At 74.4% G+C, this 26,596-nt stretch carries 23 protein-coding genes; 12 read left to right on the top strand and 11 right to left on the bottom strand.

What is annotated here, in order from left to right; translation table 11 throughout:
• Positions 1-258: 258 nt before the first annotated feature.
• Complete coding sequence (locus ACTWP5_RS20705) at positions 259-720, bottom strand: carboxymuconolactone decarboxylase family protein (protein WP_443222528.1); 462 nt, start codon at positions 718-720, stop codon at positions 259-261.
• A gap of 290 nt (positions 721-1,010) precedes the next feature.
• Between ACTWP5_RS20705 and ACTWP5_RS20700 the strand changes: the two genes are divergently transcribed.
• Entirely contained in the window at positions 1,011-1,808 is a 798-nt protein-coding gene (locus ACTWP5_RS20700; protein WP_443222527.1) for an SGNH/GDSL hydrolase family protein, read from the top strand.
• 120 nt (positions 1,809-1,928) lie between these two features.
• Here the strand turns inward: ACTWP5_RS20700 and ACTWP5_RS20695 are convergent, their stop codons facing one another.
• The gene (locus tag ACTWP5_RS20695; protein ID WP_443222526.1) at positions 1,929-2,576 is read right to left on the bottom strand and encodes a hypothetical protein; all 648 of its coding nucleotides are present in this window, start codon (positions 2,574-2,576) and stop codon (positions 1,929-1,931) included.
• A 322-nt stretch (positions 2,577-2,898) separates the two neighbouring features.
• Between ACTWP5_RS20695 and ACTWP5_RS20690 the strand changes: the two genes are divergently transcribed.
• Positions 2,899-4,185 (top strand): Gfo/Idh/MocA family protein, encoded by a 1,287-nt coding sequence (locus ACTWP5_RS20690; RefSeq protein WP_443222525.1) that lies wholly within the window; start codon positions 2,899-2,901, stop codon positions 4,183-4,185.
• Positions 4,186-4,198: 13 nt separating this feature from the next.
• Here the strand turns inward: ACTWP5_RS20690 and ACTWP5_RS20685 are convergent, their stop codons facing one another.
• Positions 4,199-5,203 (bottom strand): GlxA family transcriptional regulator, encoded by a 1,005-nt coding sequence (locus ACTWP5_RS20685; RefSeq protein ID WP_443222524.1) that lies wholly within the window; start codon positions 5,201-5,203, stop codon positions 4,199-4,201.
• 166 nt (positions 5,204-5,369) lie between these two features.
• On the opposite strand from ACTWP5_RS20685, the gene ACTWP5_RS20680 reads away from it, so the two are divergent.
• The gene (locus tag ACTWP5_RS20680) at positions 5,370-5,801 is read left to right on the top strand and encodes a Rid family hydrolase (protein ID WP_443222523.1); all 432 of its coding nucleotides are present in this window, start codon (positions 5,370-5,372) and stop codon (positions 5,799-5,801) included.
• On the opposite strand, the gene ACTWP5_RS20675 is transcribed toward ACTWP5_RS20680, so the two are convergent.
• Together ACTWP5_RS20675 and ACTWP5_RS20670 are read right to left on the bottom strand one after the other, a co-directional pair.
• Positions 5,779-6,585 (bottom strand): TetR/AcrR family transcriptional regulator, encoded by an 807-nt coding sequence (locus tag ACTWP5_RS20675; RefSeq protein WP_443222522.1) that lies wholly within the window; start codon positions 6,583-6,585, stop codon positions 5,779-5,781. The genes ACTWP5_RS20680 and ACTWP5_RS20675 overlap by 23 nt on opposite strands.
• Positions 6,586-7,925: 1,340 nt before the next feature.
• Positions 7,926-8,531: a DUF6578 domain-containing protein gene (locus tag ACTWP5_RS20670; RefSeq protein ID WP_443222521.1), complete on the bottom strand. Its 606-nt coding sequence runs from the start codon at positions 8,529-8,531 to the stop codon at positions 7,926-7,928.
• A gap of 249 nt (positions 8,532-8,780) precedes the next feature.
• Between ACTWP5_RS20670 and ACTWP5_RS20665 the strand changes: the two genes are divergently transcribed.
• The 5 genes from ACTWP5_RS20665 to ACTWP5_RS20645 all read left to right on the top strand — a co-directional run bounded on the left by ACTWP5_RS20665 (position 8,781) and on the right by ACTWP5_RS20645 (position 16,212).
• Positions 8,781-9,671, top strand: coding sequence for an ABC transporter ATP-binding protein (locus ACTWP5_RS20665; RefSeq protein ID WP_443222520.1), 891 nt, complete (start codon positions 8,781-8,783; stop codon positions 9,669-9,671).
• On the top strand, positions 9,668-12,331 hold the full coding sequence (locus ACTWP5_RS20660; RefSeq protein WP_443222519.1) for an ABC transporter permease: 2,664 nt from the start codon (positions 9,668-9,670) through the stop codon (positions 12,329-12,331). The genes ACTWP5_RS20665 and ACTWP5_RS20660 overlap by 4 nt, the downstream gene beginning before the upstream one ends.
• 171 nt (positions 12,332-12,502) lie before the next feature.
• Positions 12,503-13,969 (top strand): sensor histidine kinase, encoded by a 1,467-nt coding sequence (locus tag ACTWP5_RS20655; protein ID WP_443222584.1) that lies wholly within the window; start codon positions 12,503-12,505, stop codon positions 13,967-13,969.
• A complete protein-coding gene (locus ACTWP5_RS20650) occupies positions 13,966-14,655 on the top strand; it encodes a response regulator (RefSeq protein WP_443222518.1) in 690 nt (229 codons plus the stop codon). The genes ACTWP5_RS20655 and ACTWP5_RS20650 overlap by 4 nt, the downstream gene beginning before the upstream one ends.
• Before the next feature lie 258 nt (positions 14,656-14,913).
• Entirely contained in the window at positions 14,914-16,212 is a 1,299-nt protein-coding gene (locus ACTWP5_RS20645) for an acyltransferase family protein (protein WP_443222517.1), read from the top strand.
• Here ACTWP5_RS20645 and ACTWP5_RS20640 read toward each other — a convergent pair.
• From ACTWP5_RS20640 to ACTWP5_RS20625, 4 genes are all read right to left on the bottom strand, one after another.
• Positions 16,097-16,447 (bottom strand): SelT/SelW/SelH family protein, encoded by a 351-nt coding sequence (locus tag ACTWP5_RS20640; RefSeq protein ID WP_443222516.1) that lies wholly within the window; start codon positions 16,445-16,447, stop codon positions 16,097-16,099. The genes ACTWP5_RS20645 and ACTWP5_RS20640 overlap by 116 nt on opposite strands.
• A complete protein-coding gene (locus ACTWP5_RS20635) occupies positions 16,444-18,840 on the bottom strand; it encodes an FdhF/YdeP family oxidoreductase (protein WP_443222515.1) in 2,397 nt (798 codons plus the stop codon). The genes ACTWP5_RS20640 and ACTWP5_RS20635 overlap by 4 nt, the downstream gene beginning before the upstream one ends.
• A gap of 63 nt (positions 18,841-18,903) precedes the next feature.
• On the bottom strand, positions 18,904-20,142 hold the full coding sequence (locus tag ACTWP5_RS20630; RefSeq protein WP_443222514.1) for a GNAT family N-acetyltransferase: 1,239 nt from the start codon (positions 20,140-20,142) through the stop codon (positions 18,904-18,906).
• A gap of 58 nt (positions 20,143-20,200) precedes the next feature.
• Positions 20,201-20,716: a TIGR00725 family protein gene (locus tag ACTWP5_RS20625; protein WP_443222513.1), complete on the bottom strand. Its 516-nt coding sequence runs from the start codon at positions 20,714-20,716 to the stop codon at positions 20,201-20,203.
• On the opposite strand from ACTWP5_RS20625, the gene ACTWP5_RS20620 reads away from it, so the two are divergent.
• The gene (locus tag ACTWP5_RS20620) at positions 20,705-23,938 is read left to right on the top strand and encodes a UvrD-helicase domain-containing protein (RefSeq protein ID WP_443222512.1); all 3,234 of its coding nucleotides are present in this window, start codon (positions 20,705-20,707) and stop codon (positions 23,936-23,938) included. The genes ACTWP5_RS20625 and ACTWP5_RS20620 overlap by 12 nt on opposite strands.
• Before the next feature lie 67 nt (positions 23,939-24,005).
• Positions 24,006-24,347, top strand: coding sequence for a DUF5713 family protein (locus ACTWP5_RS20615; RefSeq protein WP_443222511.1), 342 nt, complete (start codon positions 24,006-24,008; stop codon positions 24,345-24,347).
• A gap of 327 nt (positions 24,348-24,674) precedes the next feature.
• On the opposite strand, the gene ACTWP5_RS20610 is transcribed toward ACTWP5_RS20615, so the two are convergent.
• Both ACTWP5_RS20610 and ACTWP5_RS20605 read right to left on the bottom strand, forming a co-directional pair.
• Positions 24,675-24,992 (bottom strand): type II toxin-antitoxin system PemK/MazF family toxin, encoded by a 318-nt coding sequence (locus ACTWP5_RS20610; protein ID WP_443222510.1) that lies wholly within the window; start codon positions 24,990-24,992, stop codon positions 24,675-24,677.
• On the bottom strand, positions 24,989-25,189 hold the full coding sequence (locus ACTWP5_RS20605) for a hypothetical protein (protein ID WP_443222509.1): 201 nt from the start codon (positions 25,187-25,189) through the stop codon (positions 24,989-24,991). The genes ACTWP5_RS20610 and ACTWP5_RS20605 overlap by 4 nt, the downstream gene beginning before the upstream one ends.
• A 354-nt stretch (positions 25,190-25,543) precedes the next feature.
• Between ACTWP5_RS20605 and ACTWP5_RS20600 the strand changes: the two genes are divergently transcribed.
• Positions 25,544-26,176, top strand: coding sequence for a hypothetical protein (locus tag ACTWP5_RS20600; RefSeq protein WP_443222508.1), 633 nt, complete (start codon positions 25,544-25,546; stop codon positions 26,174-26,176).
• Between the two features lie 186 nt (positions 26,177-26,362).
• Entirely contained in the window at positions 26,363-26,596 is a 234-nt protein-coding gene (locus tag ACTWP5_RS20595; protein WP_443222507.1) for a hypothetical protein, read from the top strand.

The raw sequence follows: 26,596 nt of genomic DNA, 5'->3' as shown, positions 1-26,596 counted from the left end.
AATCCCGGCCACCCCCCACAGCGGGGCGGCCGGGCAAGTCCCCCGACCGGACCAGCCCCGAGCGGCCAAGCGGCGCGCCGCCGCTCCCGCCCCGGTCCGCCCCTTCGCTGGGGTGCCGCAACGCGGTGAGGGACACACCCGCCCACCCCGGGGAAACCGCTGATTCACACCCACAACCCCCGGGGTGGGCACCAAGACCCCCACCGCCAGGGCACGCCCCCACGCCCGTGCCCTGGCGAGTCTCGCGGCCTCGGCCTGTCAGCCGAACCGGTCGGGCCGTTGGGACCCGGTCGGCCGCGCAGCCGTTGCGGCCGGGTGGTTGAAGGCGTTGATGACGGCGATCAGCGAGGCGAGTGCCGCCAACTCGTTCTCGTCGTGGTGCTTCGCGGCGTCGGCCCACGCCTCGTGCGTGATGCCGCCGGCGGCGCCGGCCAGGCGGGTCCCCTGCTCCGCCAGCTCCAACGCCGCGCGCTCGGCGTCGGTGAAGACCGTGGCCTCACGCCAGTTCGCCACGAGGCCGAGCCGCGCCGACGACGTCCCGTCGCGCGCGGCGCCCCGCGCGTGCGTGTCGACGTAGGTACCGCGACCGTTGATCTGACTCGCCCGCAGCAGTACCAGCTCCCGCGTCACGGGTGAGAGGGGCGAGTCCGCCACCGACGCGAGGAACGACACTGCCCGCGCCGCGACCGGGTTCTCGGCGAGGTTCAGGTGAGCTTCCATCAGCACTCCTGCTGTGTGTTTGGGGGGTGCACCTCTCAGACGTGTGGGATCGGCGGCAGGGGACACAACGGGGATCGGAAACGCGTGTGACGCGCGTCTCATCCGTCCGTCGTCCGGGTGGTCGCGTCCCCGGCCCCGCCCGAACGGTCGGGGGCGCAGCACGTGACGCTTCGTCACCCCGCCGAAAATTGACGTGTGTTCACCGGCTCTTCAAGCCGAATTTGACATGCACACTTCCGTTTACGCGCGTAGCTTGCTACAACGGTTCGGTCTCTGCCGATGGAGGTCCCGTGAGACTGACCAGATCCCTCTCCGCCGTATCCCTCCTCGTATCCGCCTTCCTCCTGTCCCTGCTGGGCGCGAGCCCGGCCCAGGCCGCCGGGCCCGCCTACGTGGCGCTCGGAGACTCGTACTCGTCCGGCAACGGCGCCGGAAGCTACATCTCGTCAAGCGGCGACTGTCACCGCAGCAACAACGCCTACCCGGCGCGTTGGGCCAGGGCCAACAGCCCGTCGTCCTTCACCTTCGCCGCCTGCTCCGGCGCGGTGACCACGACCGTGATCAACAACCAGCTGGGCGCGCTCAACTCGTCCACCGGACTCGTGACCATCACCATCGGCGGCAACGACGCCGGCTTCGCCGACGCGATGACGACGTGCGTGACCAGCTCGGACAGCACCTGCCTGAACCGGCTCGCCACCGCCCGTTCGTACATCACGAACACGCTGCCCAGCCGCCTGAACGCGGTCTACTCCGCCATCGACTCCCGCGCCCCCAACGCCCGCGTCGTCGTGCTGGGGTACCCGCACATGTACATCGAGCCGTCCCCCTGGTACTGCCTGGGCCTGAGCAACACCAAGCGCGAGGCCATCAACGACACCTCCGACGTGCTGAACTCGGTGATCTCCGCCCGCGCCGCCGCGTACGGCTTCCGCTACGGCGACGTCCGCCCGACGTTCAACAACCACGAGCTGTGCTCCGGTGACGACTGGCTGCACGACCTGGCGTTGCCGATCTGGGAGGCGTACCACCCGACGAGCACGGGCCACGGCAGCGGCTACCTGCCGGTGCTCAACGCCAACGACTGACCCGGCTCGCTCGCCGCTTCCCACCGCACGCGGGCGTTGTGCGTCCTGCGCGCGGCGGCCGTGCCCAGTGCCCCGGAACACTCGGAGTTCCGGGGCACGCGCGTCCGAAGCGGCTCCCGCTCAGGTCGCGGGCAGCGACTCCACCCTGGTCACCTGGCCGTCTCCGTCGAAGCTCAGGTCGTAGCCCACGTGCGAGCGCTCCGAAGGCGACAGGGCCGTCAGCCTGCTGAGGAACTCGGCCTGGGAGTACGAGGCGGCCTGCGTCTCGTCACCGATCGGGACCGACAGCAGCACCTGGGCGTCCTCGGCCAGGGGAACCTCGGTGTAGGGGCCTTCGCCGGGGGTGATCACCCACGCCTCGAACTGCTCGTGGACCTCCTTCTGGGCGGTCCGCACCGACAGGTAGGTCTGCCCGTCGCTGGTCCAGGCGTCCTCGATCTGCACGAACTGCTTGGTGCCGGCCCAGGCGGCGGCATCGGTCGACGCCCCGTCGTCGTCCGGCTCCGCGGTGCCCTCCGAGTCCGCGGTGCCCTCCGAGTCCGCGTCGCCTGCCTGGTCCGCGCCGCCCGAGCCCGCCGTGTCGTCCGGCCCGGTGGCCGAGGCCGTCTCCTCGACCGACGCGGAAGGCGACGTCGAGACGTCGGACGAGGCCTCCGACGCCGGTCCCCCGTCGTCACCGCTGCACCCGGTCAGGGCCGCCAGGCTGAGAACAGCGAGAGCGGTGAGGCAGCGCAGGCCGGCCCGGCGGTGCGAAAGGCGCGTGGTCATGGGACCCCCCAGGGATCGAGTGGTTCGGGTTACGTGATCTCTACGCGCCACCCCACCCCCGGGTTGCACCCGATCTGTCGTTCTTTCTCGGCCACCCGTCCCGGATCTCCCCGTAGCGAGCCGGCACGCTCAGCCAGCGTGCTCGCTCGGCCCGATCCGTCGCCCCGTGACACCTCTGCGACCCGCACGAATTGTCCTGTCATGGCGAGGGCATCGATGGTTCAGTGACATGTGACAGTGAAATGACGCGACGAGGCGGGACGGAGGGGGACGGATGAGCCCTGCTGGCGCTGGCGCCGATGGTGGCACCGCTGGGACTGGCGTGGAAGCCGAGGCCGGTGCGGGTCGTCCCCGGCGGCGGTCGGTCGGTGTCGCGGTGGTCGGGTTCGGATGGATGGGGCGGGTCCACACCCGGGCGTACGCCCGTCTGCCGCACCACTTCCCCGCGCTGCCGCTGCGCCCGGAGCTCGTCGCCGTCGCCGACGAGGTGCCCGGCCGGGCGGAGGAGGCGGCCGAGCAGTTCGGCTTCGCCACGGCGAGCCGGGACTGGCGGGAGCTGGTGGCCGACCCGCGCGTCGAGGCCGTCAGCGTCACCGCCCCGAACTTCCTGCACCGCGAGATCGGCCTCGCCGTGGCGGCGGCCGGCAAGCACCTGTGGATCGAGAAGCCCGTCGGGCTGACCGCCGACGACGCCCGCGCCGTCGCCGACGCCGCGAGGACCGCCGGCGTCCGGAGCGCCGTCGGCTTCAACTACCGCAACGCGCCGGCCGTCGAGGCGGCGCACCGGATGATCGCCGCAGGGGAGCTCGGCGCCGTCACGCACGCCCGCGTCCGCCTCTTCAGCGACTACGCCGCCCACCCGAACGCCGCCCTGACCTGGCGGTACGAGCGGGAGCGCGGCGGCAGCGGCGTGCTCGGCGACCTCGCCTCCCACGGCATCGACCTGGCCCGCCACCTGCTGGGGCCGATCGCCGCCCTCACCGCCGACACGGCCGTCTTCCTCCCCGAACGCGCCCGCCCCACGGGCGCCACCGCGGGGCACGTCCGCGTCGTGGACGGCGCGGCCGTGATGGGCAGGGTCGAGAACGAGGACTACGTCTCCTGCCTGCTGCGCTTCGCCTCCGGCGCGCGCGGCGTGCTGGAGGCCAGCCGGGTCGCGGTCGGCGAGCAGAACGCGTACGGCTTCGAGATCCACGGCACGAAGGGCGCGGTCTCCTGGGACTTCCGGCGGCTCAACGAGCTGCGCGTCAGCCGCGCCACGCCCGAGGCGGCCTACCAGGACCAGCCCGTCGCCACCGTCCACGCCGGTCCGGGCGACGGCGACTTCGCCGCCTTCCAGCCGGGGGCGGCCAACGCGATGGGCTACGACGACCTGAAGGTCATCGAGGCCCACCGCTTCCTGCTCTCGGTCGCCGACGGCGTCCCCCGTGGCGCGACGCTCGACGACGCGGTGCGGGCCGCCACCGCGCTGGACGCGATGACCCGTTCGGCGGCGGAGGGCGGCTGGGTCCCGGTGGAGACCGAACGGGAGACCGGGGACGCACGGAACATCCAGGAGACCGGGGACGCACGGGACACCCGGGACGCAAGGGACGCCCGGGCCACCTAGGAAGCCTGGGGGTTCACGGGGCGAGCCGCGCCGCCGGGGGCGGCTCGTGCGCCTTCCGGTAGGCGGTCGGGGTCACGCCCACCTCCCGCCTGAAGATGGTCCGGAAGTTCGCGGCCGTGCCGAATCCCGTCGCCCCCGCGATGCGCTCCACGGACCAGTCGGAGGATTCAAGAAGTCGACGCGCTCCGAGAATGCGCTGTTGGACGACCCAGTGCATGGGAGGCATTCCCGTCTCCCGCACGAACCGGCGAATGAAGGTCCTTCGCGAGAGGAGACTGTGGTCCGCCATGCGCTGCACGGTGATCGGCGACCCGATGTTCTGGAGGACCCATTCCCGCGTCGCGCTCAGCGTGTCCCGGGCGGGCGTCGCCGTGTCCGTGTACTGCGGCTCGGTGGCGCCGCGTGCGGCGGAGAGGACGACGTCCTTCGCGACGTCGTCCGCGACGGTGGTCCCGAAGTCGGACTGGACGACGTGGAGGCACGCGTCGATTCCCGCGCCCGCGCCCGCCGACGTGAGAAAAGGGCCGTCCTCGACGAACAGGCGGTTCTCCACGACGTCGATTCCGGGATACCCGGTCCGGAGCTCGTGGGTGTGGCGCCAGTGCGTCGTGGCCGACCGCCCGTCCAGCACGCCGCTGGCCGCGAGGGCGAACACGCCCGTGCAGACGGCCACGATGCGGGCGCCCCGCGCGGCCGCTCCCCGCAGCACCTCCAGGTACTCCTCGGGGACCGTGCGGCTCGGGTCCTCGTATCCCGGGACGACGAGGACGTCGGCGAACTCCGCCTCGCACAGCGCGTGCGTGGGCCGGATGTCGGCGTCGACGCCGCCGCGTGGCGGCTGGTGGCCCGACGCCCTCCCCGGGGTGGGGTGGGGCGCCCCGCAGACGAGGACCCGGTAGCCCCGGTGCTGGCCGAACACGTGCGCCGCGATGCTGACGTCGAGCGCGTACGCCCCCGGCACCGCGACGATCGCGACGGCCAGCGCACCCTGTTCGTGCGCGCGTTCTCCTCCATGCACCCGTCCAGCGTACGAGGGCGGCGGAGGGTACCCGGAACGCGGTTCTGGCACGATCCTTGCCGGGAGTGGCACAAGCGCCTCTGGCTGGCCCCGGCCGCTCGCTCCTATCGTTTTCCCGTCCGGGAAAAACCCCGGCGAGGGAGGAATTCCGACGATGCGGAGCAGCATGAGCGACACACAGCAGGTCGAGAACTTCGGAGTCCCCTGGGAAAGGGAATTCGGATACGTTCAGGCCATCCGGCGCGGCGACACCGTCTACCTCTCCGGTCAGGTGGCGCACAAGGGGTCGGAAATCGTCGCCCCCGCGCCCGTGAACGAGGACGGAAGTGTCACCGACTTCTCCAACACGGGCGAGCAGCTGCGCCAGTGCTACGCCAACGCGGCGGAACTCCTGCGGCGTTTCGGCGCCTCGCTCGACGACGTCGTCGAGGAGGTCATCTTCGCGCTCGACCTCGACGCGATCGACGCCGTCGCGGGGCCGGTGCGCAAGGAGGCGTACGGGCGGCCGGACCCGCAGGTGACGAGCACGGTGGTCGGCACTCCCCGGCTGGCCTTCCGTGAGCTGTTGGTCGAGGTCAGGCTCGTCGCGCGCGTGTGACGGGGTGGCTGCCGGCCTCGATGCCGTCGAGGATCGTGGTCACGCCGAGGAGGAACAGGCCGTCGAAGTCGTCGTTCCCCAGCTGGGCGTGGCGGGTGAGGGTGGGGTACCGGTCGCCCTGGTCGGCGATGAACCGCTCGGTGGCGCGGCGCAGCTCGGCCTCGTCGGCCGGGTCGCGGACGCGGTCGTGGAAGGTGTTCTCGGCGGCGACGAAGCCCTGCACGTAGTAGCTGAGGGCGCCGACGGCGGCGACGAGGTGAGGGCCGGTCAGGCCCGCGCGGACCAGCTGGGCGTAGAACGCCTCGGAGCGGGCGAGGGCGTTGGGGCCGACGAGGGGGCGCGTGGCGGCCAGGGCGGGGACCCACGGGTGGCGCCGCATCACCGCGCGGCTGCGGGTCAGGTGGCGCGTCAACGCCTCCCGCCAGGGCGGTTCCACCTCCCCGTCCCTCCCGCCCGCGTCGCCTTCCCCTCCCGCGCCGTCGGGCCCGTCGTGCGTGCCGTCGGGTTCGTCGTGCGTGCCGTCGGGTTCGTCGAGTTCGATCTCGCCGAAGACGGTGTCGAGGGCGAGGTCGAGCACGTCCTCCCGCCCGCCGACGTACTCGTACACCGACATCGTGCCCGAGCCCAGCCGGGCGGCGAGGCGGCGCATCGACACGCCCGCGACGCCCTCGGCGTCGAGGAGTTCGACCGCCGCCCGCGCGATCCGCTCGCGCGAGAGCCGGGGCTTCCTGGGCCGCTCCTCGTCGAACCAGACGGCGTGCGGTGTCCGTGGTGGCCGCGCCATGGTCGCGTCCGTCCTCTCCTGACTGACCCCACCCGGTCTCGTCCGTACAGCGTACGGAAAACCGTACGGCTAGCTTCGGGCCATGGCCAGGAGCACCGCGACGATCACCATCACGCCGACCGAACGGGACTGGCAGCGCCGCTACGCGCTGCTGGCGCTGCGCGTCAACCGCCGGCTGACGGCGACGGAGGGCGGCACCGTGCTCATCTACCGGGGCCCCGAGGAGCTGCGTGCGCGGGCCGAGGCCGAGGACCCGCCGCCCGTCGGACGGCTGGTGGACGAGGCGGACGAACTCCTCGCGGCGCTGGCGGGCGTCGCCGCGTTCACGCCGCCCCGCGCCCGGTACCTCGCCGCCCACGTGCGCGCCCTGCGCGCGGTCGCGCGGCGGCTCGACGGTGAGGAACGGCCGCTGGCGGAGTACGCCCGCGCCTGTCTCGGCGTCGAGGCCGACCCGCTGCCCGAGGAGCTGTTCGAGGACGCCCACGACCGGCTGGCCGCCGCGCTGCCGTCGGGTCCTGGCTCGCTCGCCGAACGGCTCCACGCCTGGCAGGCCGCCCACAGCCTGCCGCCCGGGGAGCTTCCCGCGCGCCTGCCCGACCTCGTCGCCTCGGCCGTCGCCGAGACCCGGCGGCGCACGGCCGCCACCATCGTGCCGCTGCCCGAGGACGAGGTGGTGTCCTGCCGGCTCCAGCCCGGCGCGCACTTCGCCGCCGCCGGGCACTACGAGGGCGGTGTCCGCTCGACGATCTTCGTCAGCGCGGACCTCCCGTTCAACCTCGCGAACCTCCTCTACGTGGTGGCCCACGAGGGCCACCCAGGACACATCGCCGAGTCGCTGCTGAAGGAGCGCGTACTCCGTGAGGAGCAGGGGCGTCTCGAACAGGGGGTGCGGCTCCTGCCCACCCCGCCGTTCGTGCTCAGCGAGGGCCTGGGGCTCCACGCGGAGGAGATCCTCTTCCCCGGCGACGAGGCCCAGGCGTGGCTGAGCGACCGGGGCCTCCTGCGACGGCACACGGGCCGGGCCGGCTTCGACCTGGCGGCGATCCACCGTGCGCAGAACGATCTCCTCGCCGCCTGGGGCAACGCCGCGTTCCTGGTCGCCGAGGGGCGGGGCGAGGCGGAGGTCGCCGCGTACCTGACCCGGTGGGCGCTGCTGTCGGAGAGCGAGGTGGCCCTCGTCCTGCGCCTGCTGCGCTCCGCGACCGCCTGCCTGTACCAGCTCGCCTACGTCCACGGCTGGCGTCTGCTCGACGCCTGGCTCGACGCCGCCCGAAGCCGCGAGGACCGCGCCGGCCGCGTCCGGCGGCTCCTCACCGAGCAGCTGCTGCCGTCGGACCTGCTCAGCGACGGCCCCCGCGACGCTGCCGCTGACCCCGCTGGCCCCGCTGGCCCCGCTGACCGCGCTGACCCCGGGCCCGGCGGCCCCGGGCCGCTTCCCGGTCAGGCGGCGGAGGAGACGTCACCTCCTCCAGGGTGACGAGCCAGCCGTCCACGCCGGGCGCCCCGCTCGGGCCCCCGAACGGCGCCGCCCAGTCCGTGGCCGGGCTCAGCCGCAGCCGGTCCGACGGGCGCTCGCTCCAGCGGTGGCTCACGACGTGGATCGCGGCGACCCGGGCGCTGACCCGTTGGGACTCGCCGTCCAGGACGCCGTGGTGGGAGGCCACGACCATGCCGTGCAGGCGGGCGCCCGGGGGCGGCGAGGCCGGGGCGCGCTCCACCGCCGTGCGCCGCAGGGCGGGGAGCACGTCGGGGTCGAGCTCGGTGAGGTGGTCGCGCCACACGGCGAGGCCCTCCTCGTCGAGCTCCATCAGCCCCAGCTCCCAGACCACCTCCTCCCCGAGGTGGAACGGGTCGCCGCAGCAGCCGAACTCCCACTCCTTGTAGTACGCCCGCACCGTCGCCGGTGCCGTCGCCGTCCTCGCGGTCCCGTCCGCACTCGCCGTCACGGCGGCCACCCCCTCCCGCCCTCACCATGCCAGGCCGCGTGGCCGTGGCGCCCTGCTTTTTCGCGACGCGCGGGCCGACGCCAGCGGGGAGCGCCGGAGGGGAGGGAGTAGGCGGCTTCCCGCGCGTACGCCAGGGAGAGCAGGGCGGGTGCCGACGGCCGTACGACGACCCGCGACACCCCCGCGCGGGAGGCTCGCAGACGTAGGAGAGACACCGACGACAGAGAGCCAGAGAGGAAGTGACGGGGGATGAACGCCCTGGCACAGGCACGGGATCGACGGGATCGACGGGATCGAACGGCGGTCGCCGCCCGCGTCGTCGACGCCGTCAAGGTCTACGGCACCGGCGGCACCGAGGTGCGCGCGCTGGACGGGGTGAGCGTCGACTTCCCGGCCGCCCGCTTCACCGCGATCATGGGCCCCTCGGGGTCGGGCAAGTCCACACTCATGCACTGCGCGGCCGGGCTCGACACGCTGACCTCGGGCGCGGCCTACATCGGCGACGCCGAGCTCAGCGGCCTGGACGACCGGGGGCTCACGCTGCTGCGCCGCGCGCGCGTCGGCTTCGTCTTCCAGGCGTTCAACCTGCTGCCGACGCTGACCGTCGCGGAGAACATCACCCTCCCCATGGACCTGGCGGGCGACCCCGGCGACGCCGCGTGGATCGAGACGCTGATCGACGTCGTCGGGCTGCGGGACCGGCTGCGCCACCGGCCCAGCGAGCTCTCCGGCGGGCAGCAGCAGCGCGTCGCGGTCGCCCGCGCGTTCGCCAGCAGGCCGGAGGTCGTCTTCGCCGACGAGCCGACGGGCAACCTCGACTCCCGCTCGGGCGGCGAGGTGCTGCGCCTGCTGGCGCGGAGCGTGCGGGAACTGGGGCGGACGGTGGTGATGGTGACGCACGACCCGGTGGCCGCCTCGCACGCCGACGAGGTCGTCTTCCTCGCCGACGGGCGCCTGGTGGACCGGATGGCGGAGCCGACGACGGAGCGGGTGCTGCGGCGCATGCGCGACCTGGCCGGGGACACCGGCGGCGCGGACGGCACCGGCGGCACCGGCGGCACCGGCGGCACTGACGGCACTGACGGCACTGACGGCATCGGCGGCGCGGACGAGGAGACCGCGAAGGAGGTCCGGTCATGAGCACGAGAACCACGACGCACACGGCACGCGACGCGACGGGAAGCACCGCCCGCACGGGGGTCCGGCTGAGCCTCGCCTCCCTGCGGGCCCACCGCCGCCGCTTCGTGGGCACCTTCCTCGCCGTGCTGCTGGGCACCGCGTTCCTCAGCGGCACCCTCGTGATGGGCGACACCCTGCGGGGCGCGTTCGACACGCTCTTCACGGACGCGGGCACCGGCACCGACGCCGTCGTCCGCAGCGAGGACGAGATCGTCGTCGGCGACGAGCAGCCGATACGGGAGCCCGTGGAGACCTCGCTCGTCGACGGGATCCGCGCCCTGCCGCAGGTCGCGGCCGTCGAGCCGGACATCCGGGGCACCGGTCGCCTGCTCGGCGCCGACGGCGAGCCGCTGGGCGGCGGCGGGCCGCCGACCACCGCGGGGAACTGGATCAACGACTCGGCGCTGAACCCGTACGACCTGGTGGACGGCCGGGCGCCCGAGCGGCCGGGCGAGATCGTCGTCAACCGTGGCGCCGCCACCGACGGCGACCTCGCGGTGGGCGACACCACCACCCTGCTGACCCCCGACCCGGTGCGGGTGACGGTCACCGGCATCGCGGTCTTCGGCGGCGAGGACGGCATGGGCCAGACCACGTTCGCCGGCATGACCCGCGCCGACGCCGAGCGGTACCTGACGGCCACCCCGGGCCAGGCCGAGAGCCTGCTGGTGCGGGCGGCGGACGGCACGGGACAGGACGAGCTGGTGGCGGCGCTCGCGCCGCTCCTGCCCGACGGCGTCGAGGCCGTGTCGGGCGAGCAGGTCACCGAGGAGAACCTCGACGACATCGCCGGCATGTTCCTGTCCGGCTTCACGATGGGCCTGACGGGCTTCGCGGTGGTGGCGCTGCTGGTGGCGACGTTCAGCATCCACAACACCTTCGCGATCATCGTCGCCCAGCGCACCCGGGAGAACGCGCTGCTGCGCGCCCTCGGCGCGACGCGGCGGCTGGTGGTGGCGCAGACGATGGCCGAGGCGGCGGTGGTCGGGGCGGTGGCCGCGGGCGTCGGGCTGCTGGGTGGGCTCGGCATCGCCGTCGGGCTCCAGGCGCTCTTCCCCGCCGTGGGCTTCCCCTTCCCCGACGGGCCGCTGGTGGTGAAGGGCGGCGCGTTGGCGCTGTCCGTGGCCGTCGGCGTGGTGGTGTGCGTCGGCTCGGCGCTGCTGCCGGCCCTGCGGGCGGGGCGCGTCGCGCCGCTGGCGGCGCTGCGGGAGACGGCCGTCGACACCTCGGGCACCTCCCGGGGCCGCACGGTGGCCGGGGCGCTGCTCGGCGTCGCCGGTGTCGGGCTGACGGCCTTCGGCGCGGCGGGCGGCACGGGGGGCGGCTCGGTGACGCTGACGGTGCTCGGGTCCGTCGCGACGCTGGTGGCGTTCGTGACGCTCGGCCCCGTCGCCGCGGCCTTCGCGCTGCGCGCGCTGGGCGGCCCCTCGGGTGCGCGCCGAGGCCGCCGACGGGCACGGGGCGCGCGGGGCCTGCGGGGCGCGCGGGGTCTGCGGCTCAACGTCTCGCTGGCGCGGCGGAACGCGCTGCGCAACCCCCGGCGCACGGCCGCGACGGCCACCGCGCTGATGATCGGCGTCGCCGTGGTCTCCCTGTTCACGGTCTTCGGCGCCTCGCTGAAGACCTCGCTGGACGAGACCGTCTCGCGCGCCTTCGCGGGTGACGTCGCCGTCCGGGCGCCCGGCTTCGCCACCGAGGGCACGGACCTCAGCCCCGACCTCGCCCCCGCCGTCGCCGGCCTGCCCGAGGTGGACACCGCGCTCGGCCTCGGCCGGGGCGTCGCGGAGGTCGAGGGCGACGGCGAGCAGCTGACGGTGACCGACCCGGGCGCGTTGGGCCGCGTCCTCGACCTCGGCGAGGTGACGGGCCGGCTGACCGGCCTGGGCCCGGGCGGCGTCGCGGTCTCCGCCGACGAGGCCGAGGCCCACGGCTGGGGCGTCGGCGACACCGTCGCCCTCACCTTCGCCGACCGGGAGACGAGCGAGCTGACCGTCCGGGCCGTCTACGAGCAGGACGACCTGGCAGGGGACTACGTCGTCACCCGCGAGGCGTGGGCGCCGCACGCGCGGCAGGACGCCGACACCCTCGTCGCCGTCACGTTCGCCGACGGCGTCTCGACGGAGGAGGGCCAGGCGGCCGTGGCGGCCGTCGCGGCGGAGTTCGGCAACCCGGAGGTGCAGACGCGCGAGGAGTACGCCGCCTCCGCCGGGGAGGGCGTGGACCTGATGCTGACGCTGGTCTACGCGCTGCTGGGCCTGGCGGTGCTGATCGCGCTGCTCGGCATCGCCAACACCCTCACCCTCGCCGTGCACGAGCGGACCCGCGAGCTCGGCCTGTTGCGGGCCGTGGGGCAGACGCGGCGGCAGCTGCGGGCCGTGGTGCGGTGGGAGTCGGCGCTGGTGGCGGCGTTCGGAACGGTGGGCGGGCTGGCGCTCGGCGGGTTCCTGGGCTGGGCGCTGGTCCGGGCCACGGACTCGGCCGGCACCGGGGCGTTCACCGTGCCGCCGACGCAGCTCGCGGTGGTGGCCGTGGTCGGCCTCGCGGCCGGCGCGCTGGCGGGCGTCCGCCCGGCGCGGCGGGCGGCGCGGCTGAACGTGCTGCGCGCCATCGCCACGGAGTAGCCGGGCGAACGGCCCGGGCGAAGGCGGCCGGGGCAGCCGGCGCCGCATGGCACCGGAGGAGGACACCAGGACGTGGGCCCGTCGTGAGACGGGTCCACGTCCGTCGTGAGACGGACCCCCGAGGATCGGCACCCAAGCCGACGACGACCGTCGGTCACGGCCCGTACCGTGATGCCCGTGACCGAGACCAAGCCCCCAGACCGGACGAGCCGACTGGCGACAGGCGAGAGCCTGCGCTCCGATCTCCGCTCCGCCCGCAGCGTCGCCCGTGGCCTCGGCAGGGACCTGTTCGGCGGCGCCTTCGTCGTCCGCCCGCTGCGGCAGCTCCCGGAGAACCTGCCGCAGCTGGACCGGCTGCCGCCGACGCTGCGCGAGCCGGCCCGCTGGCTGCCGCACATCCTGCTCGTCAGCCTCGCCTTCACCCTGGCGATGCTCACGGTCGCCGGCTGGGACGTCAACGGCGCCTGGCAGCGGTCCAGCGTCCTGGACGCCCTCCTGGTCGGCGCCACCGTGATCTCGGCCCTGTTCTGGCGGATGGGCGCGTTCTGGCTGTCGTTCCTCGGCGGCTGGCTGATCGGGGCGAGCACCGTCTCCTGGGGCGCCGCGCCGTGGGGCCCCTCCACGTTCGTCATGCACGTCGTGGTGATGGCGGTGGTCGCGGCCAGGTCCCGGCCCCGGGTGGCGGCCGAGATGTGGCTGCTCACGGTGGTGCTCGGCGCCGGCTTCGACGTGGCGACCGACCTGTGGTCGCCGACCACCACGCCCGCGATGCTCGTGGTGTCCTTCGTCGTCCTGCTCGCCGTGGTGCTGGTCCAGGGCTGGTGGGAGTCGCAGCGCGAGGTGGCGGTGCAGGTGGCGGTCACCGCGAAGGAGCGCTCCAAGCGGACGCTGCTGGAGGAGCGCACCACCATCGCCCGCGAGCTGCACGACGTGGTGGCGCACCACATGTCGGTCGTCGCGATCCAGGCGGAGGCGGCCCCGTACCGGGTGGCGGACCCGCCGCCCGAGCTGGTGCGGTCGTTCGCGATCATCCGGCAGAACGCGCTGACGGCCCTGGCCGAGCTGCGGCGGGTGCTGGGCGTCGTCCGCGCGGCGGACCACGAGGCGCCCGACGCGCCGCAGCCGACCCTGGCCGACCTCGACGATCTGCTCGCCAACGTCCGCGAGGCCGGCGTCCCCGTGGAGAAGGCCGTGACGGGGGCGGTGCGTGAGCTGCCGCAGGGCCTCGAACTGTCGGCGTACCGGATCGTGCAGGAGGCCCTCAGCAACTGCATCCGCCACGCGCCGGGAGCGGCGGCCCGCGTGGAGGTCTCCTACGTGCTGGGCGGCCTCGGCCTGCGCGTCGTCAACGGGCCGCCGAGCCAGCCGGCGCCGCCGTCGCCCGGGGCGGGGCACGGGCTGACGGGCATGCGGGAGCGGGTCACGATGCTCGGCGGCGAGATGACGGCCGGCCCGACGGACGAGGGCGGCTACGAGACGGCGGTGTTCATACCCGTGCCCTCGGGCGCAACCACGGAGGGGCCTGGGAGCGTGGACACCGGGGAGGCCGGAGGGACCGGCGAGACTGGCGAGTCCGAAGGGACAGCCGGGGCAGCCGGGACGACCCGGGACATCGGGGGAACGGGAGGGGCCGCATGACCACCGAGCCGGCCACCGCGCCGGTCACGGGACCGATCAGGGTGCTCATCGCCGACGACCAGATGATGGTCCGCGAGGGCTTCTCCGTCCTGCTCGGCGCCCAGCCCGACATCGAGGTCGCCGGTGAGGCGGTCAACGGCCGCGAGGCCGTCGAGCGGGCCGCCGCGCTCCGCCCCGACGTGGTGCTGATGGACATCCGCATGCCGGAGATGAGCGGCATCGAGGCCACCCGCCGCATCACCACCGACAGCGACACGAGGGTGCTCGTGCTGACCACCTTCGACCTCGACGAGTACGTCTACCAGGCGCTGCGGGCCGGCGCCTCCGGCTTCCTGCTGAAGGACGCCTCCGCGAGCCAGCTGGCCGAGGGCGTGCGGGTGGTGGCCTCGGGCGAGGCGCTGCTCGCTCCGACGGTGACGCGGCGGCTGATCGCCGAGTTCTCGCGGATGGGCGGCGCGCCCAAGCCCCCGGCGCGGGCGCGCGTCGGTGAGCTGACGGAGCGGGAGACGGAGGTGCTGGCGCTCATCGCGCAGGGCCTGTCGAACGCGGAGATCGCCGAACACCTCACGATCGCCGAGTCCACGATCAAGACCCACGTCAGCCGCGTCCTGGTCAAGCTCGGCCTGCGCGACCGCACGCAGGCGGCGATCTTCGCCTACGAGGCCCGCCTCGTGACACCCTCCTGACACCCGCCCCCACGACCCCCACGTCCCCCCATCCCCATGACCCCCACGTCCCCCGTCTCCGTCCCCCACGACCCGATCACGCGGATCGCTCCTGATCGCCTGATCGCCTGATTCCCCGAGCGACCGCCCGCGTCCGGTGGGTCCGCGGTTCCCCGACCCGGCGCCGCCACACCTACACGCGGCATACACCCCGTATTCATACCTGGTATTCACTCAGCACTTCTCGACGAGCTGACCGACACATCCCTTGGAGCAGCGATGCAGCGGCGCGACCCCCGCTGGGACAACCTCCGGTTCCTCGCCGGCACGGGAGTCCTCCTCATCCACGTGACCGAGTCCTTCCCCGTGGACGAGGGCGGCGACGGCCTGCACTGGCTCTACCTGGCGACGTGGGCCATGCGCATCCCGCTCTTCGCCCTCCTCGCCGGCTACTTCAGCAGCGCGACGCCGCTGTCACGGCGCGGCGTGCGACGGCTGGCGGAGGCGGTGCTCGTGCCGTACCTGGCCGTGCTGCTGCTGGCCTGGCTGGAGATACGGCTGATGGGCGCGGCCGGCGGCGCCGGGCTGTGGGACATGGGGATCCACAACGCGGCCTGGACCCTGTGGTTCCTGCTGGCGCTGTTCCTGTGGCGGCTCGCGCTGCCGTACCTGGCGCGGCTGCGGTACCCGGTGACCACGGCCGTCGTGGTGGCCCTCGTCGCCGGCTACCTGCCGATCGACCCGCTGCCGTTCGCGATGTCCCGCGCCATCGCGTTCCTGCCGTTCTTCCTCCTCGGCTGGCGGCTGCGCGAGGGCACACTCCTGCCGGCGCTCCGCGCGCGGCGCCGCCTGACGGGCGGGGCGGCGGCCGTCGTCCTGGCGGCGACGGGCGGCGCGGCCTGGCTGGCGCGCGAGCGCGTCGACCGCGAGTGGCTGACGTTCCGCGAGACCTACGAGGAGCTGGGCGTCCCGCTGCCCGTCGCGTTCGACTGGCTGGTGCGCTGCGGGGTGCTGCTGGGCGGCATGGCGGTGGCGTTGAGCCTCGTGCGCCTCTTCCCGAGGCGCCGCCTGCCGTTCGTGACCTACCTGGGCTCGGGCGGCCTGTACATCTATCTCCTCCACGGCTTCCTGCTGCGTCCGCTGAACGCCGCGGGCGTCATGGACTGGGCGCGGGGCGGCCTCGCCGCCCAGGCCCTCCTCGTGGTGCTGTGCGTGGCGGCCTCCGCCGCGCTGGCGTCGCCGCCGGTGCGGCGGCTGACGATGCCGATCGTGCAGCCCCGCCTTCTGCGGCTGGACCGACGGCTGGACCGGCGGCTGGGCCGGTGGCTGGGGCAGCGGTCGGGGCAGCCGTCGGAGCGGCGGTCGGACGAGCGGCCGGGCCGCCCGTCGAGGCCGGGCCGGGCGGCAGCGCCCGGCCGCATGAGCGCGCTCGGGCGGCGACTGGCGGACCTCAGGCGTCCCCTCACCCGTCCGGAGAGGCCCCGGCGGAGCCCTCGCCCGCCCCACCCGCCCCGCCCGCCCCGTCAGCGTGTCCGAGGTCGCGTCCGGGTGCCACTCGGTCGCGGACCAGGCGCTTGACGGCCGTCGGCTCGGGGAAGCCCTGCTCGCGGCGGTCCCACAACACCTCGTCCCCGACCGACACCCGGAACACGCCGCCCGTCCCGGGCACGAGCGCGACCTCCGCCAGCTCCGCCTCGAACGTCCCGAGCAGCTCCTGCGCCAGCCACACCGCCCGCGGCAGCCACCGGCACCGCGTGCAGTACTCGATCCGCAGCACGTGGGAGGCCCGCGGCTGCGGCTCCCCGCCCGTCACCGGCCACCGCCCCCGCGGATGTCCACCGTGAGGTGCTTCATCATCGGCTGGTCGCTCTGCGGGCTGAAGTCGCCGATGGGACACAGCTCGTTCATCTCCGGCATGTACCCCATGGCGCAGCCGCGCGGCAGGTCGTAGGGGATGGCCTGGTACCCGGAGAGGGTGCGGCGGCTGCCGTCCCTGGCGTGGCTGGTGATGGTGACCAGGTCCCGCGCGGCCAGGCCCCGCTCCCGCATGTCGGCGGCGTTCATGAAGACGAGCGTGCGCAGGCCCTTCACGCCCCGGTACCGGTCGTCGTCGGAGTAGATCGTGGTGTTCCACTGGTCGTGGGAGCGGACCGTGCCGAGCCGCAGCATGCCCTCGGGCACGGCCGCGTCGGGCAGCGCCGCGTGGGAGAACTCGGCGCGCCCCGAGCCCGTCAGGAAGATCCGCTCGCGCGCCGGCTGGTGGATGCGGAAGCCGCCGGGCCTGCGGACGCGGCGGTTGAAGTCGTCGAAGCCGTCGAGGGCGCGGGCCATCACCTCCCGCACGCTGTCGTAGTCCTGGCCGTAGGTGTCCCACGGAATCCGCGAGTACGGGGAGACGGCCCGCGCGATGCCCGCGATGATGGCGGGCTCCGAGCGCAGGTGCCGGGAGGCGGGCCGCTTCATGCCCCGGCTGAGGTGGACCATGCTCATCGAGTCCTCCACCGACAGCGCCTGCTCGCCGCCCGGCTGCCGGTCCCGCTCGCTGCGGCCCAGACACGGCAGGATCAACGCCCGCCGGCCGTGGACCAGGTGGCTGCGGTTGAGCTTGGTGGAGACCTGCACCGTCAGGGCGCAGCGGCGCAGCGCCTCGAAGGTGTAGGACGTGTCGGGCGCGGCGAGCGCGAAGTTGCCGCCCATGCCGACGAAGACGGTGATCTCGCCGGCGTGCATCGCCTCGATGCTCCGGACGGTGTCGGCGCCGGGCCGGCGGGGCGGGTCGATACCGCAGACCTCCGCGAGCCGGTCGAGGAACTCGGGCGCGGGCCGGTGGGTGATGCCGCAGGTGCGGTTGCCCTGCACGTTGCTGTGGCCGCGGATGGGGCAGGGGCCGGCACCCGGGCGGCCGATGTTGCCGCGCAGCAGCAGGACGTTCACGATCTCGCGCATCGTGTCGACGCCGTGCTCCTGCTGGGTGATGCCCAGGCACCAGGCGATGATCGTGCGGCCGGCGCCCGCGTAGATCTCGGCGGCCTCGCGGACCTGGGCCTCGGTCAGCCCCGTGGCCTCGGTGATCTCCTCCCACTCGGTGACCGCCACCAGGTCGCGGTACGCCTCGTAGCCCTCCGTGAAGCGGTCGAGGAAGACCGTGTCGACGGCGCCGGCCTCGATGGTGGCCTTGGCGATGCCGCGCAGCAGGGCGAGGTCGGAACCGATGCGGGGCTGGAGGTTGAGGCTGCCGGTGGGGGTGGCGCGGCGGGTCGCCATGGTGCGGAACTCGTGCGGCACGATCGTGCGCCCCGCGGCGGCCTCCACCAGCGGGTTGACGTGCACGACGCGGGCGCCGCGCCGGTGGGCGTGGGCGAGGGAGGTGAGCATGCGGGGGGCGTTGGAGGCGGCGTTGGAGCCGATGAGGAAGATCGCGTCGGCCTGCTCCCAGTCCCCGAGGTCGACGGTGCCCTTGTTGGTGCCGAGGGAGGCGCGCAGGGCCCGGCCGCTGGCCTCGTGGCACATGTTGGAGCAGTCGGGGAGGTTGTTGGTGCCGTACTCGCGGACCATCAGCTGGTAGAGGAACGACGCCTCGTTGCTGAGCCGGCCGGAGGTGTAGAACGTGGCGCGGTCGGGGCTGTCCAGGCCGCGCAGGGTGTCGCCGACGAGGGTGAACGCCTCGTCCCAGCTGACGGGCCGGTACCGGTCGGTGTCGGGGTCGTAGAACATCGGCTCGGTGAGGCGGCCGGCCTCCTCCAGCGCCGTGTCGCTCCACTCCATCAGCTCCGTGACGGTGTGTCCCGGCGCGGCGAAGAAGGCGCGGTCGGCGCGCTTGGGGGTCATCTCCCAGGCGGCGTGCTTGACGCCGTTCTCGCAGATGTCGAGGTGGAGGCCGCCGGGGTCGTCGGGCCAGGCGCAGCCGGGGCAGTCGAAGCCCTTGTCCTCGTGGTTCATGCGGAGCAGGGCGCGGGTGCCGTTGACCGGGGTCCTGGTGCGCGCCAGGATCCGCCCGACGCTGCGGGCGGCGCCCCAGCCGGCCGTGGGGTGCGGGTACGGCGCCTCGCCGTCCGCCTCCGCGTCCGGCCCGGCGGGCGGCTCGCCGGGCGCGCCCTCCGGCGCCGCCTCGGCCTCGCCGGCCGCCTCGGCCTCCGCCGCCGCCTCCGCGTCCTCGGCCCGCTCCGCACCGTCGGCCCGCTCCGCCTTCTCGCTGCTCGTCGCCATCGCGCTCGCCCTCGCCTTCCGCCGTGGAGGTCCCTCCAGCATGCCGCCGCTCACGCGGTGAACCTAGCCGAGCAGCGCCGTCAGCCACAGCTCCTCGCGCCGCTCCGTGTACTCCGCGTCGTTCCGCCAGGCGTCGCCGTGGCCGGTGCGCCAGTGCGTCAGCCAGGGCTCGACGCCCTCGGCCGCCTGCTCGCGCAGGAAGTCGTGCATGGCGCGGGTCCGGCGGGTGAGGAGCGGGACGAGGCGGCGGCGCTGGGCGTCGGAGAGGCCGTAGGCGTCGGCGAGGACCCGCAGGCGGGAGGCGGCGTCGGCGTCGGGGAGGCGCCAGTCCGGGTGGGCGGAGAGGGGGACGAAGCCGTGGGCGGCGTAGGCGAGGTCCCACAGGCGGGAGCCTGGTCCGGCGGTGTCCCAGTCGATGACGACCCACGCACCGTCGGGCCCGTCGGCCACGAGGTTCCACGGCGCCAGGTCGTGGTGGGCGATGATCTCGCCGTCCTCGTCGGCAGGCGCCGCCATGAGTGGCCGCCACCGGGCGTCGGGCGGTGGCACGAAGTCCGCGACGGCGTCGTGGAAGTCACGGATCAGGCGGCCGAGCCTGGCCAGCCGTTCCGGTGGCGCGAGGTACGCGAACCGCTCGGGGTCGGGCCACAGCGGCTCGCCGGGGGCGTATCCGAGCACCTCGCGGCCCTGCTCGTCGAGGCCGAGGGGGCGTGGGGCGGCGGAGAAGCCCGCCCGGTGGAGGTGGTCCAGCAGGGCGTGCACGGCCGGCGTCCACGGCCCGGCGGGCCGGCGGACCGTGTCGCCGACGCGCACCACGCCGGCGCTGACGTTCCCTCCGGTCAGCGGCTCCTCGGCCGGCGGCTCGGGGACGGCGAAGCGCAGCACCGGCCGCTCCCAGGTGACGTCCGGCGGGATGGGGGGCATCGTCCCGACGCGTTCGGCGCCCACGCGGAGGTAGAACCGTTCGGCCGGCGGGTGGGAGACCACGCGCACCTCGCTCAGGCCGGCGTCGCCGGCCTCGGCGAGCATGTGGTCGACGAGCAGGCGGCCGATGCCCCTGCCCTGGGCCTCGTCCGCCACAAACATCAGGTCGAGCCCCGGTGGCCGAAGCCGGAGCGCGTAGAAGCCGAGCACCCCGCCGGCGGCGTCGGCCGCGAGGTAGACGCGGTCCTCGGAGATGTCCTCGGGGCTGACCTCGTAGCCGGCGACGATGGAGGCGTACCGGCCCCGGTAGGCGCCGGAGTGCTGGACCAACGCGGTGAGGCGCGCCGCGTCCGCCTCGACGGCCCGTCTGATCGCCACACCGGCCCCACCCGCCACACCATCCATAGCCGTCCTCGCCGTCCTCGTCATGTGCCCACTACACCAAGGGGGCGAGGGCGCGGGCCACCGCGTTTTCCGGAGTGTCGACGTGGTCGATGCCGGTCACGGGCGCGCCGGCCGCGTCCAGGAGGCGCCAGCCGGCCAGGGAGACGACGGGGATGCCGCCCCGGCGCCTGGCGTGGGCGAGTTCGCTGAGCGTCCCCCAGGAGCCGCCGACCGCGATGACCGCGTCGGCCGAGTGGACGATGACGACGTTGCGCGCCTGGCCCATGCCCGTGACCACGGCCACCGACAGCTCGGGGGAGGCACCCTCGCGGCTCGCGGTCGGCAGCACGCCGACCACCAGCCCGCCGGCGGCGCGCGCCCCCGTCGCGACGGCGGCCATCACGCCGCCACCGCCGCCGCAGACGACCACCGCGCCGCGCTCGGCGAGCAGACGCCCGACGCGGCGGGCGAGTTCCGCCTCCTCCCGGGTGCAGTCCGCCGGCCCGCAGACGGCGACCTGCGGGGGGCGTCGGCGTTCTGTGGCAGGATCCCGGTGATGCGTTTCCATGCCGATCTCCACATTCACTCGAAGTTCTCCCGGGCGTGCAGCAAGGACTGCGACCTTGAGCATCTGACCTGGTGGGCGCGGCGCAAGGGCATCACCCTCGTCGGCACGGGGGATTTCACGCACCCGGCCTGGTTCGCGCACCTGAAGGAGACTCTGGTGCCGGCGGAGCCGGGGCTGTTCCGGCTGCGCGACGACCTCGACCGCGACATCGCGCGGACGCTGCCGCCCCGCATGGCGGCGGCGCCGGTGCGCTTCATGCTCTCGGTGGAGATCTCCACGATCTACAAGCGGGCCGACCGCACCCGCAAGGTCCACCACCTGATCTACATGCCGGACTTCGCCGCCGCCGAGGCGTTCAACGCGCGGCTCGGCCGCATCGGCAACATCACCTCCGACGGCCGCCCCATCCTGGGCCTGGACTCCCACGACCTGCTGGAGATCGTGCTGGAGTGCGGCCGGGGCGAGGGGTACCTGATCCCGGCGCACGTGTGGACGCCGTGGTTCGCCGTCTTCGGCTCCAAGTCCGGCTTCGACGCGATCGAGGACTGCTACCTGGAGCTGTCGGAGCACATCTTCGCGCTGGAGACGGGCCTGTCCAGCGACCCGGCGATGAACTGGCGGATCTCCGCCCTCGACCGCTACCGCCTCGTCAGCAACTCCGACGCCCACTCGCCGCCCATGCTCGGCCGCGAGACGACCCTCTTCGACACCGAGCTGGACTACTTCGCCGTCCGGCGGGCGCTGGAGACGGGCGTCGGGCACGCCGGCACGGTCGAGTTCTTCCCGGAGGAGGGCAAGTACCACGTCGACGGGCACCGCGCGTGCGGGGTGCGGCTTGAGCCGGAGGAGACGCGGGAGCGGGGCGGGCGCTGCCCGGCGTGCGGCAAGCCGCTGACGGTGGGGGTGCTCAGCCGCGTGTTGGACCTCGCCGACCGGCCGGAGGGCTTCCGCCTGGCCGGCGCCGCCCCCTTCCACAGCCTGGTACCGCTGCCGGAGATGATGAGCGAGATCCTCGGCGTCGGGCCGAAGAGCAAGAAGGTGCGGGGCGAGCTCGACGCGCTGACGGCCGCGCTCGGCCCGGAGCTGCCGATCCTTCAGGAGCTGCCGGTCGACGAGATCGCGGCGCACCACCCGCTGTTGGGAGAGGCGGTGGCGCGGCTGCGTCGGGGGGAGGTCATCCGCGACGCGGGCTACGACGGCGAGTACGGCGTGATCCGCCTCTTCGAACCGGGCGAGCTGAAGAAGTTAACGGCCGTCACCGTCCCGACGCTCTTCGGGGACGACGACGGCCTGTTCGGCTCGGCGGAGACCCTGGCGGGCCCGGCCCGCGCGGTCGGCCCGGCCGGCGCGGCCCTGCCGGGCCAGCGGACCGCGGAGCGCAGCCCGGAGGGCGCCCGCCCCGCACCCGTTCCCACCCAACGGGCGGCCGGGAGCGGCGACGCAGCGCACCGCGACAGCGCGGGCGACGGGACAACCACCCCGCGCCACGCCCGTCCGGCGGTTGCGGGCGGCGACGCCGGCGGCACGGGACGGCCCGCGCCCGCGAGCCCGCCGGCCCCGCGGGTGCCGTCGCTGCTCGACGGTCTCGACCCCGAGCAGCGGGCCGCGGCCGGCTCCGACGGCGGGCCGTTGCTGATCATCGCCGGGCCGGGGACCGGCAAGACCCGCACCCTCACGCACCGCGTCGCGCACCTGGTCACCGAGCGGGGCGTGCCGCCCGAGCAGTGCCTGGCGATCACGTTCACGCGTCGCGCCGCCGAGGAGATGGCCGAACGCCTCGCCGCGCTCGCGCCCGCCCACGCGCCGGGCGTGACCGTGGCGACGTTCCACTCCCTGGGCCTGGCCATCCTCCGCGAGCAGCACGAACGGGCCGGGCTCGGCGCCGGCTTCGGCATCGCCGACGCCGCCCGCCAGGCGGAGATCGCCGAGGCGGCCGGCGACGACGAGCGCGGCGAGGCGTACCGCGCCGCGCTCCGCGCCCACGATCTCGTCGACTTCGACGACCTGATCGCCCTCCCCCTCGCCCTGCTGGCCGCCGACCCGGCCCTCGCCGCCGCCTACCAGGACCGTTACCGCTGGATCTCCGTCGACGAGTACCAGGACGTGGACGAGCGGCAGTACCGGCTGCTCCGCCTCCTCTCACCCTCCGAGGGGGCCGCGAACCTCACCGCCATCGGCGACCCCGACCAGGCGATCTACCGCTTCCGCGGCGCCGACGTCGGCTTCTTCCTCCGCTTCCAGCGGGACTACCCGGGCGCCCGCACCGTCCACCTCAGCCGCAACTACCGCTCCGCCGCGCCGATCCTGGCCGCCTCGCTGCGCGCCATCGCGCCGAGCAGCCTCGTCCCGGACCGGCGCCTGGACCCCATGGGCCGCGGCCACGGCACGAGCCGCCCGGCGCTCCACGCCGCCGCCGGCGAGCAGGCGGAGGCGTCGTTCGTGGCCCGTACCATCGAACGGCTCATCGGCGGGGCGTCGTTCCACTCCCTCGACAGCGGCCGGGTCGACACGGAGGAGTCCAACGCGCTGAGCGAGCTGAGCTTCTCCGACTTCGCGATCCTCTACCGCACGGACGCGCAGGCGCGGGTCCTCGTCGAGACGCTGACGCGCACCGGCCTGCCGTTCCAGAAGCGCTCCCACGACCGCCTCGCCGACCGGCCGGGCGTCGCGGCCGTGCTGGCCGCCCTCGCCCCCACCGCGGACGAGGCGTTGGGGGACGCGCTGCGCGCCACCCTCACCCCCGCCTCCTCCGGCGAGGAACGCGCCGCCGTCGACCTGCTCCTCCCCCTCGCCGCGGAGTGCGGCGCCGACCTGGCCCGTTTCCGTGACCAGTTGGCGCTCGGCGTCGAGGTCGACACGTGGGACCCGCGCGCCGACCGGATCTCCCTGCTCACGCTGCACGCCTCCAAGGGCCTGGAGTTCCCCGTCGTCTTCGTCGTCGGCTGCGAGGACGGCCTGCTGCCGATGCGCTGGCCGGGGGCCGACCTGGACCCGGAGGCGGAGTCCGAGGAACGCCGCCTCCTCTTCGTCGGCATGACCCGCGCCCAGCGCCGCCTGTACCTGACGCACGCCGCGGAACGCTTCCGCCACGGCGCGGTCCGGACGGCCGCCCGCTCACCGTTCCTCGACCCGCTGGCCACCGACCCCGCCCTGTGCGAACGCGTCGGCGCCCCCGTCCCCCGCCCGCGCGCGCCGCGCGACACCCAGCTGCGGCTGCTGTAGGCCGGCTGTCAGTGGCGTGCTGCATGATCGGCATCGCCGGCTCGCGACGACGGGACGAGGAGTCACCATGCCGATTACCAGCCAGCAGGTCACCGCACACGCATTCCTGCGGCAGCTCTACGCCGACCCCTACTTCCCGGACCACGCCCTCGACAGGGGCAGGGCGATCCTGCTGCGGCTGTGCGAACGGATCGAGTCGGAGCAGCCGGCGGATCTCGCGGCCCTGTACGTGCTCACGCAGGCCGCGACGGAGGAGTTCAACCGGCTGGAGGCGGAGTTCGACGCCGCCGGCAGCGAGATCGAGACCGTCGCGCGGGAGGCGATCGCCGAGGACTTCTGGTTCGTCGCCTCGGCCTACGGCTTCACGGGCGCGGACGTGGAGGAGCTCATCGCCACCCGGGACTGGTGACCACCGACCGGTAGGCCTACGGCCAACGACAAACGTCCCGCTCGCCGCCGCCCTGCCAGAGCCGCCGCCGCTGCACTGCGGCGACGAACGACGACCAGCCACCCACCGGGAAGACAGGCGTATGGGCCACGGACGAGACCCGCGGCGCCAGGGTGAGCGGCAGCTCACGCAGGCCAGCCGCTGCGGGTCCCCGTCCGCGACCACGACGCGCTCCACACGCTGTCCGCGCGCCACAGCGCTTTCCCGACCCTGGCGGAGCAGCCACGCCCTCGACCGCACGGTGCTGCGCCTGCTGGAGTGGCGCGCCCAGTCGGCGTGGCTGTCTCGTCACAACCCCAGGTAGCGGCTCACCGCGTGTTCCACCTCGGCCATCTCGTCCCGGTCCAGGTAGTGCACGGGGTCGCCGTGGATGAAGCGGACGTCCACCGTGCGGATCTGGTCCGCCAGGAATCGGGTCGTCGTCCCCAGCAGGTCCAGCTCGGGACGGAACACGGAGGGCTGGGCGCTGGTCGAGGTAGGGACGATCGTGGCCACGTTCCACGGCATGGCGCTGGGGCTGAGGACCAGGCCGTAGCGGCGCCCCCGCTGCTCGTGGCCCCGCTTCGCCTCACCGAGGTCGACCCGGTAGACGGCGCCGCGGATCACCAGGCATCCGCCTCGTCGGAGAGATCCTCCTCCGCCAGCCGCTCCGCGTCGGCCCTGGCGCGCATCAGCCATGCCTCCCGCTCCAGCAGGCGCAGCGCCCTGCGGATCACGTCGCTGGTGCTCTCGCCCTCACGCGTGGCCGCCTCGATGATCCGGGCATCCTCTTCCGTCGGACGGAACCCTATGGTCGCTGCCATACTTCCAGGATAGACGGCGTTCAGCACCTGTCAAACGTTCGTTGCACAGCACACGTCGGCGGCGGGCGGTCTCGCCACCGCGGGTGTCCCCGCCGCATGCTGAACGGGCCTGGCCCGACGTCGCCGACCTGGGCGAGTACCAGCACCGCACGCGTCACGGGGTGATCCGCCGCGTGGTCCTCGTGCAGCGCAACGGGCGCCGGCGGCGGCTGCCGCTGCCGCTGCCCGTCGGAGGAGGGCAGGGCGACTTCGACGCGCGGCTGGCGGCGCTGCGCGCGAGCACCGCCGATACGGGGCCCCGGCGTCGGGCCACGTGCCGGTCGTCACCACCGCACCGCCGGGCGCGGCCTGGTCGTGCTGCTGGTCGCCTGTGGGGCGCTGCTCGCCGCCGCGGGCCTGGCCGCCCGGTTCGTGCCGGTCGCCGAGTCGGAGACGTGGGAGTGGACGTCGGCCGTCGAGTGCACGGCGACGACGCCCGCCGCGGAACGGCGCGAGTGCCTGACGAGGCTGCCGGCCGTGATCGCGCGGACCGAGGTCGGCAGGGGCAGAGAGGGAAGGAGCTGGCTGTACTTCGTCGACGGCCGGCCCCTGGAACGGGTCTCGGTCTCGCGGAAGGGCGCCGAGGGGTTCGAACCCGGCGACGAGGTCGAACTGACCGTCTGGCGCGGCGGAGTGCGGGAGGTCGTCGGCGAGCACCACGCGTGGCGGCAGCACATCCCGGAGGCCGGCGTGGTGGCCGTCCTCGCCGCCCTGGCCGCGCTCGCCGCGGGCTACCCCGGCGCGATCGTGGTGCTCCGCCTGCGCGGACGCCGTCGGCCCGTCGACGAGGTGCTCCCCTCGTCGCTGCCGTTCGCGGGCGCGCTCGCGGGCACGGCCCTGTGGCTGCTCCCGCCGTGCTACCTCCACCCCACGACCCTGCTGGCGTCGCCCCGGGCGATCGCCTGGGCGGCGGCGGGCTCGCTGGCCACGCTCGGCCTGTTCACCTGAGCCTGGCGCGCCACCCGCGCGTGGCCGCCCGGGGCGGGGACGAACGGGTCACCCGGGGAAGGGACACCCGAGGAGGAAGAGGGGGAGGGGGAGGTGTTTCTGGCGGCTCGGTTTCTGGAGGCGACGGACTACAACCCGTGAGGCTCCTTCGGCACCCACATCGTCCTCGGCAGCGGCCCGCCCGCGGTGACACCCCACGCCGGGCCGGGCCGGTTCGCGGCGAGGCCGATCCCGGTGCGGCGGCTCGCCGTGCGGGCCGTGCGGCCCGTCCGGGGCGACGACGGCGACGGCGTCCCCCGCGGCTGGCACGCCGCCGAGTTCGACGACGCGGGCACCCCCGTCCGGCTCGCCGCGCCCCCGCGCCACCTGCCCCGCATCCTCCGCGCGCTGGAGCGTGCGGCCGCGACCGCCAGCCCGTGA

This window comes from Streptomyces sp. 4N509B, assembly GCF_052245655.1.
Taxonomy (GTDB): domain Bacteria; phylum Actinomycetota; class Actinomycetes; order Streptomycetales; family Streptomycetaceae; genus Streptomyces.
Note: the sequence above shows the minus strand (reverse complement) of the source record. Positions and strands in the feature narration are given on the sequence as shown.

Coding starts and splice junctions, on each gene's coding strand:
- ACTWP5_RS20620 (WP_443222512.1), top strand. CDS start 20,705: ATGCGTTTCCATGCCGATCTCCACATTCACTCGAAGTTCTCCCGGGCG.
- ACTWP5_RS20615 (WP_443222511.1), top strand. CDS start 24,006: ATGCCGATTACCAGCCAGCAGGTCACCGCACACGCATTCCTGCGGCAG.
- ACTWP5_RS20645 (WP_443222517.1), top strand. CDS start 14,914: ATGCAGCGGCGCGACCCCCGCTGGGACAACCTCCGGTTCCTCGCCGGC.
- ACTWP5_RS20650 (WP_443222518.1), top strand. CDS start 13,966: ATGACCACCGAGCCGGCCACCGCGCCGGTCACGGGACCGATCAGGGTG.
- ACTWP5_RS20605 (WP_443222509.1), bottom strand. CDS start 25,189: ATGGCAGCGACCATAGGGTTCCGTCCGACGGAAGAGGATGCCCGGATC.
- ACTWP5_RS20635 (WP_443222515.1), bottom strand. CDS start 18,840: ATGGCGACGAGCAGCGAGAAGGCGGAGCGGGCCGACGGTGCGGAGCGG.
- ACTWP5_RS20665 (WP_443222520.1), top strand. CDS start 8,781: ATGAACGCCCTGGCACAGGCACGGGATCGACGGGATCGACGGGATCGA.
- ACTWP5_RS20695 (WP_443222526.1), bottom strand. CDS start 2,576: ATGACCACGCGCCTTTCGCACCGCCGGGCCGGCCTGCGCTGCCTCACC.
- ACTWP5_RS20680 (WP_443222523.1), top strand. CDS start 5,370: ATGAGCGACACACAGCAGGTCGAGAACTTCGGAGTCCCCTGGGAAAGG.
- ACTWP5_RS20675 (WP_443222522.1), bottom strand. CDS start 6,585: ATGGCGCGGCCACCACGGACACCGCACGCCGTCTGGTTCGACGAGGAG.
- ACTWP5_RS20705 (WP_443222528.1), bottom strand. CDS start 720: ATGGAAGCTCACCTGAACCTCGCCGAGAACCCGGTCGCGGCGCGGGCA.
- ACTWP5_RS20660 (WP_443222519.1), top strand. CDS start 9,668: ATGAGCACGAGAACCACGACGCACACGGCACGCGACGCGACGGGAAGC.
- ACTWP5_RS20655 (WP_443222584.1), top strand. CDS start 12,503: ATGCCCGTGACCGAGACCAAGCCCCCAGACCGGACGAGCCGACTGGCG.
- ACTWP5_RS20625 (WP_443222513.1), bottom strand. CDS start 20,716: ATGGAAACGCATCACCGGGATCCTGCCACAGAACGCCGACGCCCCCCG.